Annotated in this window: 14 protein-coding genes; 3 read left to right on the top strand and 11 right to left on the bottom strand. The window is 62.5% G+C overall.

The features are described 5' to 3' along the window. Positions 1-14: 14 nt before the first annotated feature. From BQ8794_RS00975 to BQ8794_RS00955, 6 genes are all read right to left on the bottom strand, one after another. Entirely contained in the window at positions 15-1,022 is a 1,008-nt protein-coding gene (locus BQ8794_RS00975; RefSeq protein ID WP_167378582.1) for an ABC transporter substrate-binding protein, read from the bottom strand. Between the two features lie 45 nt (positions 1,023-1,067). Next, positions 1,068-2,081 (bottom strand): ABC transporter substrate-binding protein, encoded by a 1,014-nt coding sequence (locus BQ8794_RS00970; protein ID WP_077372447.1) that lies wholly within the window; start codon positions 2,079-2,081, stop codon positions 1,068-1,070. A gap of 42 nt (positions 2,082-2,123) precedes the next feature. Further along, positions 2,124-3,134, bottom strand: a complete 1,011-nt coding sequence (locus tag BQ8794_RS00965; protein WP_077371792.1) for an ABC transporter substrate-binding protein — start codon at positions 3,132-3,134, stop codon at positions 2,124-2,126. Positions 3,135-3,163: 29 nt separating this feature from the next. Next, on the bottom strand, positions 3,164-3,268 hold the full coding sequence (locus BQ8794_RS34305) for a twin-arginine translocation signal domain-containing protein (RefSeq protein WP_143744420.1): 105 nt from the start codon (positions 3,266-3,268) through the stop codon (positions 3,164-3,166). Positions 3,269-3,613: 345 nt separating this feature from the next. After that, positions 3,614-4,621: an ABC transporter substrate-binding protein gene (locus tag BQ8794_RS00960; RefSeq protein WP_077371789.1), complete on the bottom strand. Its 1,008-nt coding sequence runs from the start codon at positions 4,619-4,621 to the stop codon at positions 3,614-3,616. Between the two features lie 447 nt (positions 4,622-5,068). Next, entirely contained in the window at positions 5,069-5,287 is a 219-nt protein-coding gene (locus BQ8794_RS00955; protein ID WP_023798362.1) for a DUF2842 domain-containing protein, read from the bottom strand. A gap of 152 nt (positions 5,288-5,439) precedes the next feature. Between BQ8794_RS00955 and BQ8794_RS00950 the strand changes: the two genes are divergently transcribed. Then, entirely contained in the window at positions 5,440-6,531 is a 1,092-nt protein-coding gene (locus tag BQ8794_RS00950) for a COX15/CtaA family protein (protein ID WP_077371787.1), read from the top strand. Here BQ8794_RS00950 and BQ8794_RS00945 read toward each other — a convergent pair. From BQ8794_RS00945 to speB, 3 genes are read right to left on the bottom strand one after another with little or no spacing between them, the layout of a single operon-like run. After that, positions 6,521-7,360: an aminoglycoside phosphotransferase family protein gene (locus BQ8794_RS00945; RefSeq protein WP_077371784.1), complete on the bottom strand. Its 840-nt coding sequence runs from the start codon at positions 7,358-7,360 to the stop codon at positions 6,521-6,523. The genes BQ8794_RS00950 and BQ8794_RS00945 overlap by 11 nt on opposite strands. Beyond that, the gene (argC, locus tag BQ8794_RS00940) at positions 7,361-8,293 is read right to left on the bottom strand and encodes an N-acetyl-gamma-glutamyl-phosphate reductase (RefSeq protein WP_077371781.1); all 933 of its coding nucleotides are present in this window, start codon (positions 8,291-8,293) and stop codon (positions 7,361-7,363) included. Between the two features lie 30 nt (positions 8,294-8,323). Continuing rightward, positions 8,324-9,331 carry an agmatinase gene (gene speB / locus BQ8794_RS00935; protein WP_077371778.1) on the bottom strand — a complete coding sequence of 336 codons (1,008 nt, stop codon included), beginning with the start codon at positions 9,329-9,331 and terminating at the stop codon, positions 8,324-8,326. 419 nt (positions 9,332-9,750) lie between these two features. Here speB and BQ8794_RS00925 point away from each other — a divergent pair, with 419 nt between their 5' ends. After that, a complete protein-coding gene (locus BQ8794_RS00925) occupies positions 9,751-10,800 on the top strand; it encodes a glycerophosphodiester phosphodiesterase family protein (RefSeq protein ID WP_077371772.1) in 1,050 nt (349 codons plus the stop codon). 274 nt (positions 10,801-11,074) lie between these two features. Here the strand turns inward: BQ8794_RS00925 and BQ8794_RS00920 are convergent, their stop codons facing one another. Next, positions 11,075-11,947 (bottom strand): aldo/keto reductase family oxidoreductase, encoded by an 873-nt coding sequence (locus BQ8794_RS00920; RefSeq protein ID WP_077371769.1) that lies wholly within the window; start codon positions 11,945-11,947, stop codon positions 11,075-11,077. A 95-nt stretch (positions 11,948-12,042) separates the two neighbouring features. Here BQ8794_RS00920 and BQ8794_RS00915 point away from each other — a divergent pair, with 95 nt between their 5' ends. Beyond that, positions 12,043-12,945: a LysR family transcriptional regulator gene (locus tag BQ8794_RS00915; protein ID WP_077371766.1), complete on the top strand. Its 903-nt coding sequence runs from the start codon at positions 12,043-12,045 to the stop codon at positions 12,943-12,945. A gap of 237 nt (positions 12,946-13,182) precedes the next feature. Here BQ8794_RS00915 and BQ8794_RS00910 read toward each other — a convergent pair whose 3' ends face one another. After that, the gene (locus BQ8794_RS00910; protein ID WP_077371763.1) at positions 13,183-13,485 is read right to left on the bottom strand and encodes a hypothetical protein; all 303 of its coding nucleotides are present in this window, start codon (positions 13,483-13,485) and stop codon (positions 13,183-13,185) included. Positions 13,486-13,641 lie beyond the last annotated feature (156 nt).

The raw sequence follows: 13,641 nt of genomic DNA, 5'->3' as shown, positions 1-13,641 counted from the left end.
GGGACAAAGCAGGCTCAGATTTTCAACTCACGCTTGACCTCGTTGAAGAACTGCCAATCGGTGCCGTTCGCGATGATCTCGTTTGGGTTCGACTTGACAATCCCGGCTTCATGCAACCGCAACGAGAAGAACCTGATCGTGTCCTCGGGATCGAAGTCGCGCCAATTGGAATATGGGAGCTCGCGGAGCGACTGCACGGCGTAGTCGTATTGATCGGTGTGTCCGCCATCCACCAGGAGGCGTGCCACCCTTTCCGGTTCGGCCGCGCAGATGTCGGCCGATTTGATGATGGCCCGGATGACGCGCTTGGTGGCAGCTGGATTTTTCTCGGCATACGCGGCGTTGACCGCCAGCATGCAGCAGTAATATTGCGACCACGGCCGGTCCTTGGAACTGTCGAGGATGACGTGACCGACTTTGCGGGCGCGGAGGTCTTGAGCCTCAGGCGGAAAAGCCAGGAAGGCGTCGACCTTGCCCTCGGCGAAGAGTTCCGCCGGCTTTGCCTCGCCGACGATCCATTCGATGTCGCGTTGCGGATCGAGGCCGACATAGGTCGCCATCGCACTGACGAAGATATGCGGATCCGACGACAGATTGCCGCCGACGCCGACTTTGCGGCCCTTGAGATCCGCGATGCTCTTGATGTCCTCGCGTCCGAACAACTCGTAGCAGCCGACATGTACTCCGGAGATCACCTTGATCGGGGCGCCAGTGTCGACCGGAATGATTAGGGCCGTGGCAAAGTCTATGCCGAAATCGATGTCGCCGCGCGCCAGCATCTCGGTCTGGGCGATACCGGCGTCGGCGGCCACGAAGCCAAAATCCGAGAACCCCTCTGCGCGGATCAGATCCTCGGCGACGTACTGCGGAGCGATGCAGATACCCGGCGCCGCCGCAAAGCGGGCGACCGTGGTTTCAGGTGCCGCTTCGGCGGCGGCCGCGTTGCGGCCCCTTGCAAGACCCGCACCTGCGAGCGCGGACAGGCCTGTGAGGAAACGGCGACGGTTCTGGACAATCTGCACGAGTCTCTCCTTCCCTTGAAAAGGCGCCACGTGTCGGCGATAGGTCTACGTCTTCAGCTCACGCTTGAGCTCGTCGAGAAAGCGCCAGTAAGTGCCTTCGGTGATGATCGTTTGCGGGCCCGGCTTGACGATGCCCGTCTCCTGCATGCGAAGGGCGTAGAAGCGGATCGTATCCTCCGCATCGTATTCCCGCCATTTGTCAAAGCGCGCATCGGTCATCGCCTGCAGCGCGTAGTCGTAGCTGCTAGCGAAGCGCTTTTCGACCACGACTCTGGCCACTTGCTCTGGATCAGACACACAGAGGTCGACGGCCTTCAGCATGGCGCGCAGCACGCGCTTCGTCGCCACTGGATACCTTTGAACAAAATCCGAAGTTCCAGAGAGCATGCAACAGAAGTATTGCGACCACGGGCGGTCGAGGCTCGTGTTTAGAATCACATGGCCTAGCTTCCTGACACGCATTTCCTGCGGTTGGGGTGGTCCAGCGAGAAATGCATCAATCTTGCCGGCGGCAAACATTTCCACTGGGTTGAAGTTCGGGCTGGCAATCCAGTTGATGTCGTTGTTCGGATCAAGCCCAACGCTTGCCGTCATGATCACCAGGAGCATGTGGGGAACCCCAAAAATTGCATCGACACCGACGCGCTTGCCCTTAAGGTCTTTAACGCTGCGGATGCTGTCATTCGCGAACAGTTCGAGGCAGCCTGCATGCATGCCAGCCAGTACCGTGATAGGCACGCCGTTGGCGATCGAGCGGATATGTGCGGGCGGGAAGTTCCAATCGAAATCCAGTTCGTTGTTCGCTAGCCAGTCCGCGGAATCCGGGCCCGTGCCGGATGTTACGAACTGTACGTCCATGATGCCTTCGGCGCGCAGCAGTTCCTCCGAAACGTACATGGCCGCCTGGCAATCTGAGACATTGGGGAACGCGGGCAAACGGACGCTGGTGACTTCGGGCGGCGCCTCGGCCTGCGCTCGTGTCGTCGTGCCGATAAGTCCCGCGGCGCCTACGGCCGCGGCGCCGGCCAGGAAATGACGGCGGTTCCGGATGATCTGCATAAGCCTCTCCTTCCCTGATGGGCACGGCGTGTCGGCGATTGCCTACGTCTTCAACTCCCGCTTCAACTCGTCGAGGAAGCGCCAGTCCGTCCCGGTGGAGATTATCTCTTGCGGACTCGACTTGATCATGCCCGTTTCGTACATGCGCAGCGCGTAGAAGCGCATCGAGGCTTCGGCATCGAAATCCCGCCATCTGTCGTACCGGATGTCGCCAAGCGTTTGCAGCGCGAGTTCGTAGCTGGGGACGAAACCTCGATCGACCATCTGCCCTGCAGTCCACGACGGATCCGACGCGCAGAGGTCGGCGCCCTTGAGAATGGCCCTGAGCACGCGCTTCGTCGCCACCGGATGTCTGTCGACATAATCCGCAGTCGCGGAAATCATGCAGCAGAAATGCTGCGACCACGGCGGGTCGGTGGTCGAGTTGAGGATCGTATGGCCTACTTTCCTGGAGCGAAGTTCCTGCGTGCGGGGCGGTTGGCCGAGTACTGCATCGTACTTTCCTTCGACGAAGCCTTCAGCAAAATTGTGTTCTTCGATGACCCATTCGATGTCGTTGACGGGATCGAGCCCAACATAGGCGGCCATTAGAGAAACCAACACGTATTGCGGCGAATCAAGCGTAAAGACCCCAACCCGCTTTCCCCGCAGATCCGAGATGCCCTTGACGCTGTCGTTGGCGATCAGTTCGAGGCACCCGGAGTGCAGTCCGCTTAGTACCCTGATCGGCACTCCTGCATCGATCGATGCCAGATGAATCGGCACGTAGTTCACACTGAAATCCGTCTCGCCGTTTGCGATCCACGCCGAATGATCAACCTTCTTGTCACCTTGCACATAGCGGACATCGGTGAACCCCTCGGCGCGCAGCATCTCTCCGGCGAGGTACAGGCCCGCCCAGCAATAGGCGCCGCCGATGTACCGTGGCAGGCGGACGGAGGTGGTCTCCGGCGGCGGTTCGGCCCAGGCGGGTGTCGAGGTGCCGATAAGGCCCGCGGCGCTGGCTGCCGCAGCGCCGGCTAGGAAACGGCGGCGGTTCTGGATGAACTGCATGTCCACGTCTCCCCTTGAGACAAATGGGATCAGGTTTTCAGCTCACGCTTCAACTCGTCGAGGAAGCGCCAGTCCGTTCCGTCGGCAGCGCCTGTCATTGCAGCGCCGGCCAGGAATCGGCGGCGGGTTTGCATGATCTGAATCGGAACGCTCCTCTCTTCCGAATTGCAAAAAGGCAATTCTGGCCGAAACCGAGCAAAAGAGGTTTCGGCAGAGGCAGGTGGTCTCGTGAGCGCGACGAGTAGTTGTGGTTCTAGCGCGCCCAGTCCGATGCGGGAGTCTTGCGCTCTCAGTCGTCGGCGCATCTATTAGCAATCGACGATATGCCACGATACGCCCAATTTGCGTTGGTTGCGAGCGCAAAACTTACTCCGCCAAACGTCCTGCCCCCGCCTCGCGGCCAAGAGACCGTTTGCGCGGTTGAATGCGCCGGCAAGCAACGAGCAGCGCCAATAGCAAGACGCGTGCCGGCCTCATATTCACGTCTTCAACTCGCGCTTGAGCTCATTGAGGAAGCGCCAGTCCGTGGCCTTGGCGATGATCTCCTGGGGACTCGCGGCGATAGCGCCGGCCTCGCGCAGGCGCAGTGCATAGAATCGCACCGTGTCTTCCGCGTCATAGTCCCGCCACCGCTTGTAGGGGACTTCGCCAAGGGCTTGGAGCGCATAGTCATAATTAGCGGTGAATTTTCCCTCGACGAGACGGCGCGCGACCATGGCAGGGTCGGCGACGCACAGATCGGCTGCCTTGAGAATGGCACGCATCACCCGCTTCGACGCGACGGGATTGGCGGCGACGAAGCCGGGATTGCCGGCCAGCAGGCAGCAGAAATACTGCGACCACGGCCGATCGAGCGCACTGTTGAGGAGGACGCGGCCAGCCCCCTTGGCGCGCAGCTCCTGCGGCTCCGGCGGGAAGCCGAGAAAGGCATCGACATCGCCACGCAGGAATAATTCCTTCGGCTTCACGTCGGGATCGCTCACCCAAACGATGTCGCGCACCGGGTCCAGCCCGACATGGGCCGCTATGCTGACGATGAATAGATGCGGACTGGATCCGAGTGCCTGGACACCGACTTTCCTGCCTCTGAGTTGGAGGATGCTGTCGATGCCTGGCTGGACGAACAGCTCGAAACAGCCCGGATGAACGCCGCCCATCAATGTCAGCCTGTGCCCCTGATCGACGGCGACAATCGTGGGCGCGATGAAGTTCAGGCCAAAATCGATCTTGCCGCTCGCCGTATCTGTCGCCATCACAGTGCCAGGCTGGGTTTCGACATAATCCACATGCGTGAAACCCTCGGCATACAGCAGATCCTCCGCGACAAATTGCGGTGCGAGGCAGATGCCGAAGGTCTTGCTCAGACGAATCCGGCTGGTCTCGGGCGGCGGCTCGGCGCTGGCCGGGGTCGCGGCGCCGACGAGGCCGACAGCACCGGCTGCCGAGAGACCAGCCAGAAAGCGGCGGCGGCTTTGGATGATCTGCATCAGAACGCTCTCCGAACCGCGAAAATGTGCCTGGACCGGAATCGAGCAAAGAAATCCGGCAGAGGTGACATCTTGTCGTCGCGCCCGAAGGCTTGTGAGCTAGAGCGCGCTAGCCAGCGATAAACATTCATACGCCTTATTTCGGCGACTGTCAGTGGCGGCTTCGAGCTGCTTCTGGACGGCCTAGCTTACCCATCCCGGAACGACCGGATCAGATCACGTCACGACAATATTCCCACCGAGCTGAGGGTCCGCGATTTAAGATCCCGGACCCAAGGCTGTCGGTCTGCAATCGGCCCCAAACGCAACGCCTGAGTAGTGGTTCGGCAATGACCACTCTTGGCGCCGCGTTCCGATCGGCGACACGGAAGACGGAAACCCACCCTGAGCTGCCCTACGCGTCGGGTAGCAAACGTCAGGCTTTCACCATCTGGCGGCGAGCGAGCCTCAGTTCTTCGGCCGCGGCGGCTCCAGGATCAGCCATTTGATGATGCCCATGGCCGGCAGCACCCAGAGCATGCCGCTGAGCAGGAAGAACAGGAAATGCGCCCACGGACCCGATTCCGCCAGTTGGGCAACCGCCACGATCGATGCGACCAGCGCATAGACGATGACCAGCGCCACCAGCAGGATTGTTCCGATCAGCTTTTTCAGGCGAATGGGCATTTCGCGATCCGGTTGATCCCTATCGCTTAGGCCCAACGGAAGAGGCACGCAACCCGCAAGAAGCGGCGCGACGGCGTGCCGCGCTGTCCGGTCTTGCCAGTTGGATTGCGATGGTTCACCAATCCGCGACTGCAACCTGCCGGGACAAGTCTATGGCTGCCATATCAGCTGCCGCGCCATTCATGGCTCGCGACCGCGACCTGCGTAACCGGGCGCTGCTGCGCGGCTGGCTCTACGTCGTGCTCCTGGTGCTGTTTGTGCTGGTGCTGGTCGGCGGCGCCACCAGGCTCACCGAGTCCGGCATGTCGATCACCGAATGGAAGCCGATCCACGGCATCATCCCGCCGCTCAACGACGCCGAATGGCAGGAGGAATTCCAGCGCTACCAGCAGATCCCGCAATATGCCGAGCTCAACAAGGGCATGAGCATCGAAGCGTTCAAGTCGATCTTCTGGTGGGAATGGTTGCATAGGATCCTGGCGCGCGGTGTCGGCGTGGTTTTTGCCGTGCCGCTGGTGTTTTTCTGGGCGACGCGCCGCATCGAGCGCGGTCTTGGGCCGAAACTGTTGGGCATTCTTCTTCTCGGCGGCCTGCAAGGCGCGATCGGCTGGTGGATGGTGGCGTCCGGGCTGGTCGACCGGGTCTCCGTCAGCCAGTACCGGCTGGCGACGCATCTGACGCTGGCGGCGCTGATCTTCACCGCGACCATGGTGGTCGCGCGTGGATTGGCCCCGCATTCCGAGCCCGCCGCCGACCGTGCGACCCAGCGTCTGGCCGGCTTTCTGGTGTTGCTGGCGCTGATCCAGATCTATCTCGGCGGGCTGGTCGCCGGGCTCGATGCCGGCCTGAGCTACAACACCTGGCCGCTGATGGACGGCAAGCTCATTCCCGGCGATCTGTTGATCCTCGAGCCGGCATGGCGCAATTTCTTCGAGAGCCCGAAGACGGTCCAGTTCATCCACCGGCTCGGCGCCTACGCGATGTCAGTCGCAGCACTTTGGCACATGATCGCCACCCACCGCCGCCAGCCCGGCACCACCCATGCGCGCCGCGCGACGCTGCTGTTTCTGCTGGTGCTGGTGCAGGCCCTGATCGGCATTGGCACGCTGCTGATGCAGGTGCCGCTGCACATGGCGCTGACGCATCAGGCTTTCGCGCTTGTTCTGCTGGGGTTTGCCGCAGCGCATTGGCGCGGCACCAAAGGCGCTTATCCCATGCCCAACCAGATCGCCGTCAGAGGCTGAGCCGCACCGTCCTGATCGCCGTGGCAATGGACAATTCGCGGCTCTCATCGACCGCGTTGCCGTCTTCATGATGCCATGACGCCGACAGGCAGCCATAGGCAATGGCGTGATCCAGGATGGCTGGTGGCGTTTGGCCGAGCGTCCTGGCGAAGATTTCTGCCATGTCGGCAATCCGCCGGGGATCACGGCAAAGGTCGTCGCGGTCGAGCGGATTGTAGAACATGTTCGCCGCGTCGAAGCCGGGATCGCCGAGAACGCCCTTCGGGTCGATCGCCAGCCAGCCGCGCGCTCCGTGCAGGATGTTGTCGTGATGCAGGTCACCATGCAGCGGCAGCACGCCGACAGGATCGGCCAACAGCCGTTCCGCGGTCGCAGCCGCTTCGACATAGAGGGTCTTTTCGCCGGCGTCGCGATCGATCCTCGCCTTGTTGAACAGGCTGGAAAACCGTACCCGCAGCGGCTGCAGATCTGGTGGGGCAGGGTGGTCGGATGGCGAGAACAGTCTTGCCATCACTTCGGCCGCGATTGCTGTAGCGGCATTGTCTCCCTGCTCGGCGAGAACCTGTGACAGCAAGGTTTCACCGGCATATTCGAGCAGCATGCAGTGGCCGTCGCGGCCGAGCAGCCGCACCGCGCCTTCGCCGCGCCGCCAGGCGAGGAAATGGGCGCCGCGCAACTCGTCTTCGACGTCGTCGAAAGCTTTGAGCGCCTTGACGATCGCCGGCGAGCCGTCTGCGCGAACAACCTTCCAGATGCGGCTGCTGAACGTCTCGGCAATCAGTTCTGGCGCGGTGACCTTCCAGCGGCCTGGAAATGCCGGAGCGTCCATTCAGTGCCTGAGGCCGAGCATCAGATCCATGTTCTGCACGGCAGCACCCGAGGCGCCCTTGCCGAGATTGTCGTAGACGGCGAGCAGCAGCGCCTGGGCCCTGTCGTCGTTGGCGAAGACATGGAGCATCATCCGGTTGGTGCCGTTGTAGATTTCCGGATCGATCTCCGGCACGCGCTCCAGATGCGCATAGGGCGCCACCTCGACCACGCCGCCATCGATGGCGGCGAAATGGTCGGCGATCGCGGCATGAAGCTCGGCGCCGGTCGGCACATAGTCGAGGCCGCCGAGCTGCAGCGGCACCACGGTGATCATGCCTTGCGCGAAATTGCCGACCGCCGGCTGCATGATCGGATCATGCGACAGCTTCGCATAGGTCCTGAGCTCCGGCACATGCTTGTGCTGCAGGGTCAGCCCGTAGGGCAGGAATTCCGAGGCATCCTCGCCCTTGGCGACATAGTCCTCGATCATCGGCCGGCCGCCGCCCGAATAGCCGGTAATGCCGTTGACGGTGACGGGAAAATCCGGCGGCAACAGCCCGGCCGCCACCAGCGGCCTCAGCGTCGCGATCGGCCCTTGCGGCCAGCAGCCCGGATTGGTGACACGCTTCGCCGAAGCGATCTTGCGCGCCTGAGCCTTGTCCATTTCGGCAAAACCATATTCCCAACCTTCTGCCACGCGATGCGCGGTCGAGGCATCGATAACCCGTGTCGTGTCGTTGCTGATCAGCGAGACGCTTTCTTTCGCGGCTGCGTCCGGCAGGCACAGGATCGCGACATCGGCGGCGTTGAGGAACTCGGCTCTCGCCGCCGGTTCCTTGCGGCGCTCGGTCGGAATCGAGATGATCTCCAGGTCGCCGCGCTCGGCAAGCAGCGCCCTGATCTGGAGACCGGTGGTGCCGTGCTCGCCGTCGATGAAGATTTTCGGTTTCATTGCCTGCCTGAATCCCCTGATACTTCGAAATTATATGCCACTTGCCTGATTCAATCCGGCAACAATGTGATTGCCGTTGTTCAGCTCTTCGAGCCGGGCCTTTCGTTCCGCCAGCAGCCCGAGATAGTGCATGGCCACCGTCGACCCGGCAATTGCCGTTATATCGGCGTGATCATAGGCCGGCGCAACCTCCACGACATCGGCGCCGACGATATCGAGCTGATTGATCTGGCGCAGCACCGACAGGATCTTTGCCGAGGACGGCCCGCCGGCGACCGGTGTGCCGGTGCCGGGCGCGAAGGCCGGGTCGAGGCAATCGATGTCAAAGGTGACGTAGGCCTTCCTGCCGCCGGTGCGGTCGACGATGGCATAGGCGATATCGGACGCGCGCATGTCCTCGACTTCGTGGCCGTACAGGATCTTGATGCCGAAGGTGTCGGGCGCATGGGTGCGGATGCCGATCTGGATCGAACGGTCGGGATCGATGATCCCCTCCTTGACCGCACGGCCGACGAAGGAGCCGTGATCGATGCGCTTGCCGTCGTCCGGCCAGGTGTCCTGGTGGGCGTCGAACTGCACCATGGCCAGCGGACCGTGGATGGCGGCATGCGCCTTGAGCAGCGGCCAGGTTACGAAATGGTCGCCGCCGAGCGATAGCAGGAAAGCGCCGGATTTCAGGATCTTTGCCGCCTCGCGCTCGATCGTCCCCGGCGTCTTCTGGTGATTGCCGCTGTCGAGCAGGCAATCGCCATAGTCGACCACGGCGAGATGTTCGAACAGATCGCGCGAAAACGGGTATTGCGGGTCGTTGTCGAGAATGGTCGAGGCGCGGCGAATCGCCTGCGGTCCGAAACGCGCGCCCGGCCGGTTGGTGACGGCGGCGTCGAAGGGGATGCCCCACACCACCGCGTCCGCGCCCTTCACGTCCTTCGTGTATTTGCGTCGCATGAACGACAGCGCGCCGGCATAGGTCGGCTCGAAGGACGCACCCGTCCTGGCCCGGGCGGTAAAGGCGTGGTCGATGTTGGTGTTCGGCATGAAGCGATCTCCTGTGCGTCGAGGCGCAACCTTATTGGATATAATTCCAACAAATGCGACCCCTTCCGGGGGCCACGGCCGTTCGAGCTCGGTCACAACTTCTTGCTTGCCAGGTGAGCCCGCATGGCAAACCCGGAAATTGCGCAGATATGCATGAATACAACCGAAAGTGGCCAGCCGTCCTGTCGCGGGATCGTTGTCAGCCGGGTAACGCAGCAGGTTTCAGCACGCCAAGCCGGCCACCGACCGCCAGGACGGCGCATCGATCTCGGCAAGTTGATTGCCGTCGGTTCGAGATTGAAGAACGGCCGCTTCAGCCGGCATTGACCTGACTTTCCGGCATTTGCGAAGCCGGCTTCGTTCACTGGGCTGTCACGCGCGTCGCTTATCCGGGTTTGCATCCGGTAGGAGCGATTCTCATGCGAACGACCTGGCTGAAACTTGTGCTTGCCGCCGCCTCGGTGCTGTTCACTGGCTCGGCATTGGCTGGCGAAACACGCGCCAGGCAGATTCTCGACCGTTTCGAACACGCCAACCAATGGCGCGACCATGTCATGGTGGCGGCACACCGCGCCGGCAGCCTGCAGGCCCGCAAGACGCTGTTTGCGGAGAACTCGATCGCCGCCCTCGAGGCTTCGATCGCGCTTGGCGCCGAAATCGTCGAGGTCGACGTCAGGCGCTCGAAGGACGGCCAGTTCGTCGTCATGCATGACAGCTGGCTCGACCGCACGACGAACTGCAGGGGCGAGGTGGTCAAGCGCACGCTGGCCGAACTCAAAACCTGCAGGCTGGTGATCGAAGGCACCGGCGCCGTCACCGACGAGCCGGTTTCGACGCTGCGCGAGATGCTGATGGCGACCAGGGACAGGATCCTCGTCAACATCGACAATAAACTCGACGTCGACAGCCTGGCCGGCATGATCGCGGTGGCGCGTGACCTTGGCATGGCCGAACAGGTGATCGTCAAGGAGAACCTGTGGAACCCGGCCAGGATCACCACTGTCAAGGCCGCCATGGGCGCGATCGGCAGCGGTTTCCAGTTCATGCCGATCATTGCCGACGACGCGGTCCGCGACGCCGGTTTCGCCGAGAAGGTCAGCGGCGCATTTTCGCCGCGCGCGGTCGAGATGATCAACTGGCGCGACGGCGCGGAGACGCTGACCGAGACCGGCGGTCCGCTGTTCAGCCCGCGCATGCGCGCGGCGGCGATAAGGGGCGACTGGCACATCTGGGCCAATACCTACGCCATCGTCAACAAGCCGGGCGGCTTCCTTGCCGGCGGTCGCGGCGATGAACTGGCGGTGTTCGCCAGCCTGCCGCGCGAGACCTACGGCTTCTGGGCCGAGCGCGGCGCCACCATCATCCAGACCGACGAGCCGAAAGCGGCGATCGACTGGCTGGCGGCGAACGGCTACCGCGTGCCATATTCAGATGAGGCGCGCCCGGCGAATACGGCGAGCATCAATTAGAAATTCGACGTGGGTGCTTCACCCCACCCGGCGCTTCGCGCTGACCTCCCCATCGAGGGGAGGTAGGGCGTCGCGCTTTACATTTCGGACCATCGTTCCGTCACCCGGCCGGCTTTTGCAGATCGTTCGGCGAGCGGGGAACTGCCGCGACCTCCTACTTCCCCTTGATGGGGAGGTCGCGCCGGAGGCGCGGGTGGGGTGACAGCCGAGCAGCAAGAAGGCCGTCCGAAGGCGGCCTTCTTGCTTACGAAGCTGCGTGGCTCCTCGCCAATCCTCATGCAGCCATCGCCACGCCGTCCAGCTCCCTGACGGCGTCCTCCGGCAGATTGAGTTCGGCTGCGGCAAGATTCTCCCGCAAATGCGCGACGGAAGAGGTGCCGGGGATGAGCAGGATGTTGGGCGCGCGACGGAGCAGCCAGGCGAGCGCGACCTGCATGGGCGTGGCGCCCAGGCGCTGAGCGACGCCCGATAGGGTAGACGACTGTAGCGGGTTGAAGCCGCCGAGCGGAAAGAACGGCACATAGGCGATGCCGTCATGGGCAAGTTCGTCGATCAGCGCGTCGTCGCTCCTGTGCGCCAGATTGTACTGGTTCTGCACGCAGACGATCTCGGCGATGCGCCGTGCTTCTTCTATCTGCGCCGAGGTGGCATTACTCAACCCGATGTGACGCACCAGACCCTTTTGCTGCAGCCCGGCCAGCACAGCGAATTGTTCTTCTATCGACCCTTCAGCGGGCCCATGCACATCGAATGTGATCCTGAGGTTGACCACGTCCAGCACGTCGAGCCCGAGATTGCGCAGATTGTCGTACACCGCCTGGGTCAGCTCCTCGGGAGAGAAGGCGGGGAGCCATGAACCATCGGCGCCGCGGCTGGCGCCGATCTTGGTGACGATGGTGAGGTCGTCGGAATAGGGCGCGAGCGCTTCGCGGATGAGCCGGTTGGTGACGTGTGGGCCGTAGAAGTCACTGGTGTCGATATGGTCGACGCCACGCGCGACGGCTTCGCGCAGCACGGCCAGGGCTGAGTCATGATCCTTAGGCGGGCCGAAAACGCCGGGTCCGGCGAGTTGCATGGCGCCATAGCCGAGCCGCTTCACGGAGCGGTCGCCGAGAGTGAATGTACCTGACTTGTCGATGCTGGGCATGATCTGTCTCCTTCGGATGATGAAGCAGAAATAGCCGCTGTGCGCTGTCCTGATAATCCGCTACAATCCGCACGGGTTGTGCGGGATTGCGAACAGTGAATGTCGAACTTGGTGATCTGAATGCCTTCCTGGCGGTGGCGCGCGCCGGCGGTTTTCGCGAGGGCGCTCGTGCAAGCGGCGGCAGCGCGTCGGGTCTGAGCGAGGCGGTGCGCCGGCTGGAGACTCAACTCGGCGTCCGGCTGCTCAATCGCACGACACGCAGCGTCGCGCTGACCGACGCGGGTGTCGGCTTGCTGGCGCGGCTCGGCCCGGCCCTGAACGAGGTCGAGGCAGCACTTGACGTGGTGAACGGTTTTCGTGACCGGCCGGCAGGTACGTTGCGGCTTAATGTGCCGGTCAGCGCGGCGCGGCTGGTGCTGCCCGGCATCGTCCCGGGGTTTCTCGCTGCCTATCCCGGCATCCGGCTGGAGGTGATCGCCGAGGAGAGCTTTGTCGATGTCCTGGCGGCAGGCTGCGATGCCGGCATCCGTTACGACGAGCGGCTGGAGCAGGACATGATCGCGGTGCCGATCGGACCGCGCCTGCAGCGCTTTGCCGCCGCCGCCAGCCCTGCCTACCTTGATCGCCATGGCCGGCCGCAACACCCGCGCGACCTGCTCGGCCACGCCTGCCTGCGCGGCCGCTTCGCCAGCGGGGCGATGCCGCCATGGGAATTCGAGCGTGCCGGCGAGGTGGTGCGGGTCAATCCGACGGGGCCGCTTCTCGTGACTTTGGGCGGCGCGGCCGATCTCGCCGTCGATGCAGCCATCGCCGGTACCGGCATTGTCAGCCTGTTCGAGGACTGGCTGCGCCCTTGCTTTGAGAGCGGTGCGCTCGAACCCGTCCTCGAACCTTGGTGGCAGAGCTTCCCCGGGCCGTTCCTCTATTATCCCGGCCGGCGTCTCGTGCCGGCGCCGTTGCGGGCGTTTATCGATTTTATCAGGGACAGCCGGACCTGAGGTCTGCGCCAGGCATGAACTGCGCCGGGCGCCGTCACCCCTTGATGGGGAGGTCGCGCCGCAGGCGCGGGTGGGGTGATGGCTCGGCACCGAAAGAAAAGGCCGCCCGGAGGCGGCCTTTTCGACTGTCTGAAGCTGAAGCAGTGCTTAGCGCTTCGAGAACTGGAATGTTAATTTGTGTATAAAAATCAAGGAGTAACCGTCAGAAAATTAACATGTCAAACATTTGTCAACAGATCAGACACGGGGTTCGTAAACCGCACCTGTCGAAAATAGGTTGCCCGGTGCAACTCTACCCTTCTTGTTCGTCGTCCAGCCCTGCGCCTCCATAATCTCCCGAACCCAACGACCGATTAGCTTCTTCTCATCGTCGGTAAGGGGTTTTCCAAGCGCCTCAATTCGCTTTCCCACCGTTTGAACAGCGGGGATTCCATGCTCGCTGAGATAACGCATTCCGATGATGTTGTCCCTGTCGGTGAGCACTTCACCAACCCGTCTGCCAAACTCGCTTTGCTTAAAATTATCAAGGCCGAAAGCCATTGATTCCCTCCTGCGCAAGCCAAGGCGCTTGATTGCGACCTTATATTTTGCAATATACCTTAACGCAACCTAACTGTCAAGCAGATTGCGGAAAGCAGTCTTGTGCAGCACAAGGTCGGCGGGCCGACATCATCCCTCCGGCGAATGCAAATGTCT

Origin of the sequence: Mesorhizobium prunaredense (assembly GCF_900156895.1) — a bacterium.
Taxonomy (GTDB): Bacteria; Pseudomonadota; Alphaproteobacteria; order Rhizobiales; family Rhizobiaceae; genus Mesorhizobium; species Mesorhizobium prunaredense.
This window is presented reverse-complemented; position numbering and strand designations above follow the sequence as displayed.

Excerpts from the sequence above, each read along its gene's own strand:
- BQ8794_RS00950 (WP_077371787.1), top strand. The coding sequence starts at position 5,440 with ATGGCTGCCATATCAGCTGCCGCGCCATTCATGGCTCGCGACCGCGAC.
- BQ8794_RS00970 (WP_077372447.1), bottom strand. The coding sequence starts at position 2,081 with ATGCAGATCATCCGGAACCGCCGTCATTTCCTGGCCGGCGCCGCGGCC.
- BQ8794_RS00910 (WP_077371763.1), bottom strand. The coding sequence starts at position 13,485 with ATGGCTTTCGGCCTTGATAATTTTAAGCAAAGCGAGTTTGGCAGACGG.
- BQ8794_RS00960 (WP_077371789.1), bottom strand. The coding sequence starts at position 4,621 with ATGCAGATCATCCAAAGCCGCCGCCGCTTTCTGGCTGGTCTCTCGGCA.
- BQ8794_RS00925 (WP_077371772.1), top strand. The coding sequence starts at position 9,751 with ATGCGAACGACCTGGCTGAAACTTGTGCTTGCCGCCGCCTCGGTGCTG.
- BQ8794_RS00955 (WP_023798362.1), bottom strand. The coding sequence starts at position 5,287 with ATGCCCATTCGCCTGAAAAAGCTGATCGGAACAATCCTGCTGGTGGCG.
- argC (WP_077371781.1), bottom strand. The coding sequence starts at position 8,293 with ATGAAACCGAAAATCTTCATCGACGGCGAGCACGGCACCACCGGTCTC.
- BQ8794_RS00945 (WP_077371784.1), bottom strand. The coding sequence starts at position 7,360 with ATGGACGCTCCGGCATTTCCAGGCCGCTGGAAGGTCACCGCGCCAGAA.
- BQ8794_RS00965 (WP_077371792.1), bottom strand. The coding sequence starts at position 3,134 with ATGCAGTTCATCCAGAACCGCCGCCGTTTCCTAGCCGGCGCTGCGGCA.
- speB (WP_077371778.1), bottom strand. The coding sequence starts at position 9,331 with ATGCCGAACACCAACATCGACCACGCCTTTACCGCCCGGGCCAGGACG.
- BQ8794_RS00920 (WP_077371769.1), bottom strand. The coding sequence starts at position 11,947 with ATGCCCAGCATCGACAAGTCAGGTACATTCACTCTCGGCGACCGCTCC.
- BQ8794_RS34305 (WP_143744420.1), bottom strand. The coding sequence starts at position 3,268 with ATGCAAACCCGCCGCCGATTCCTGGCCGGCGCTGCAATGACAGGCGCT.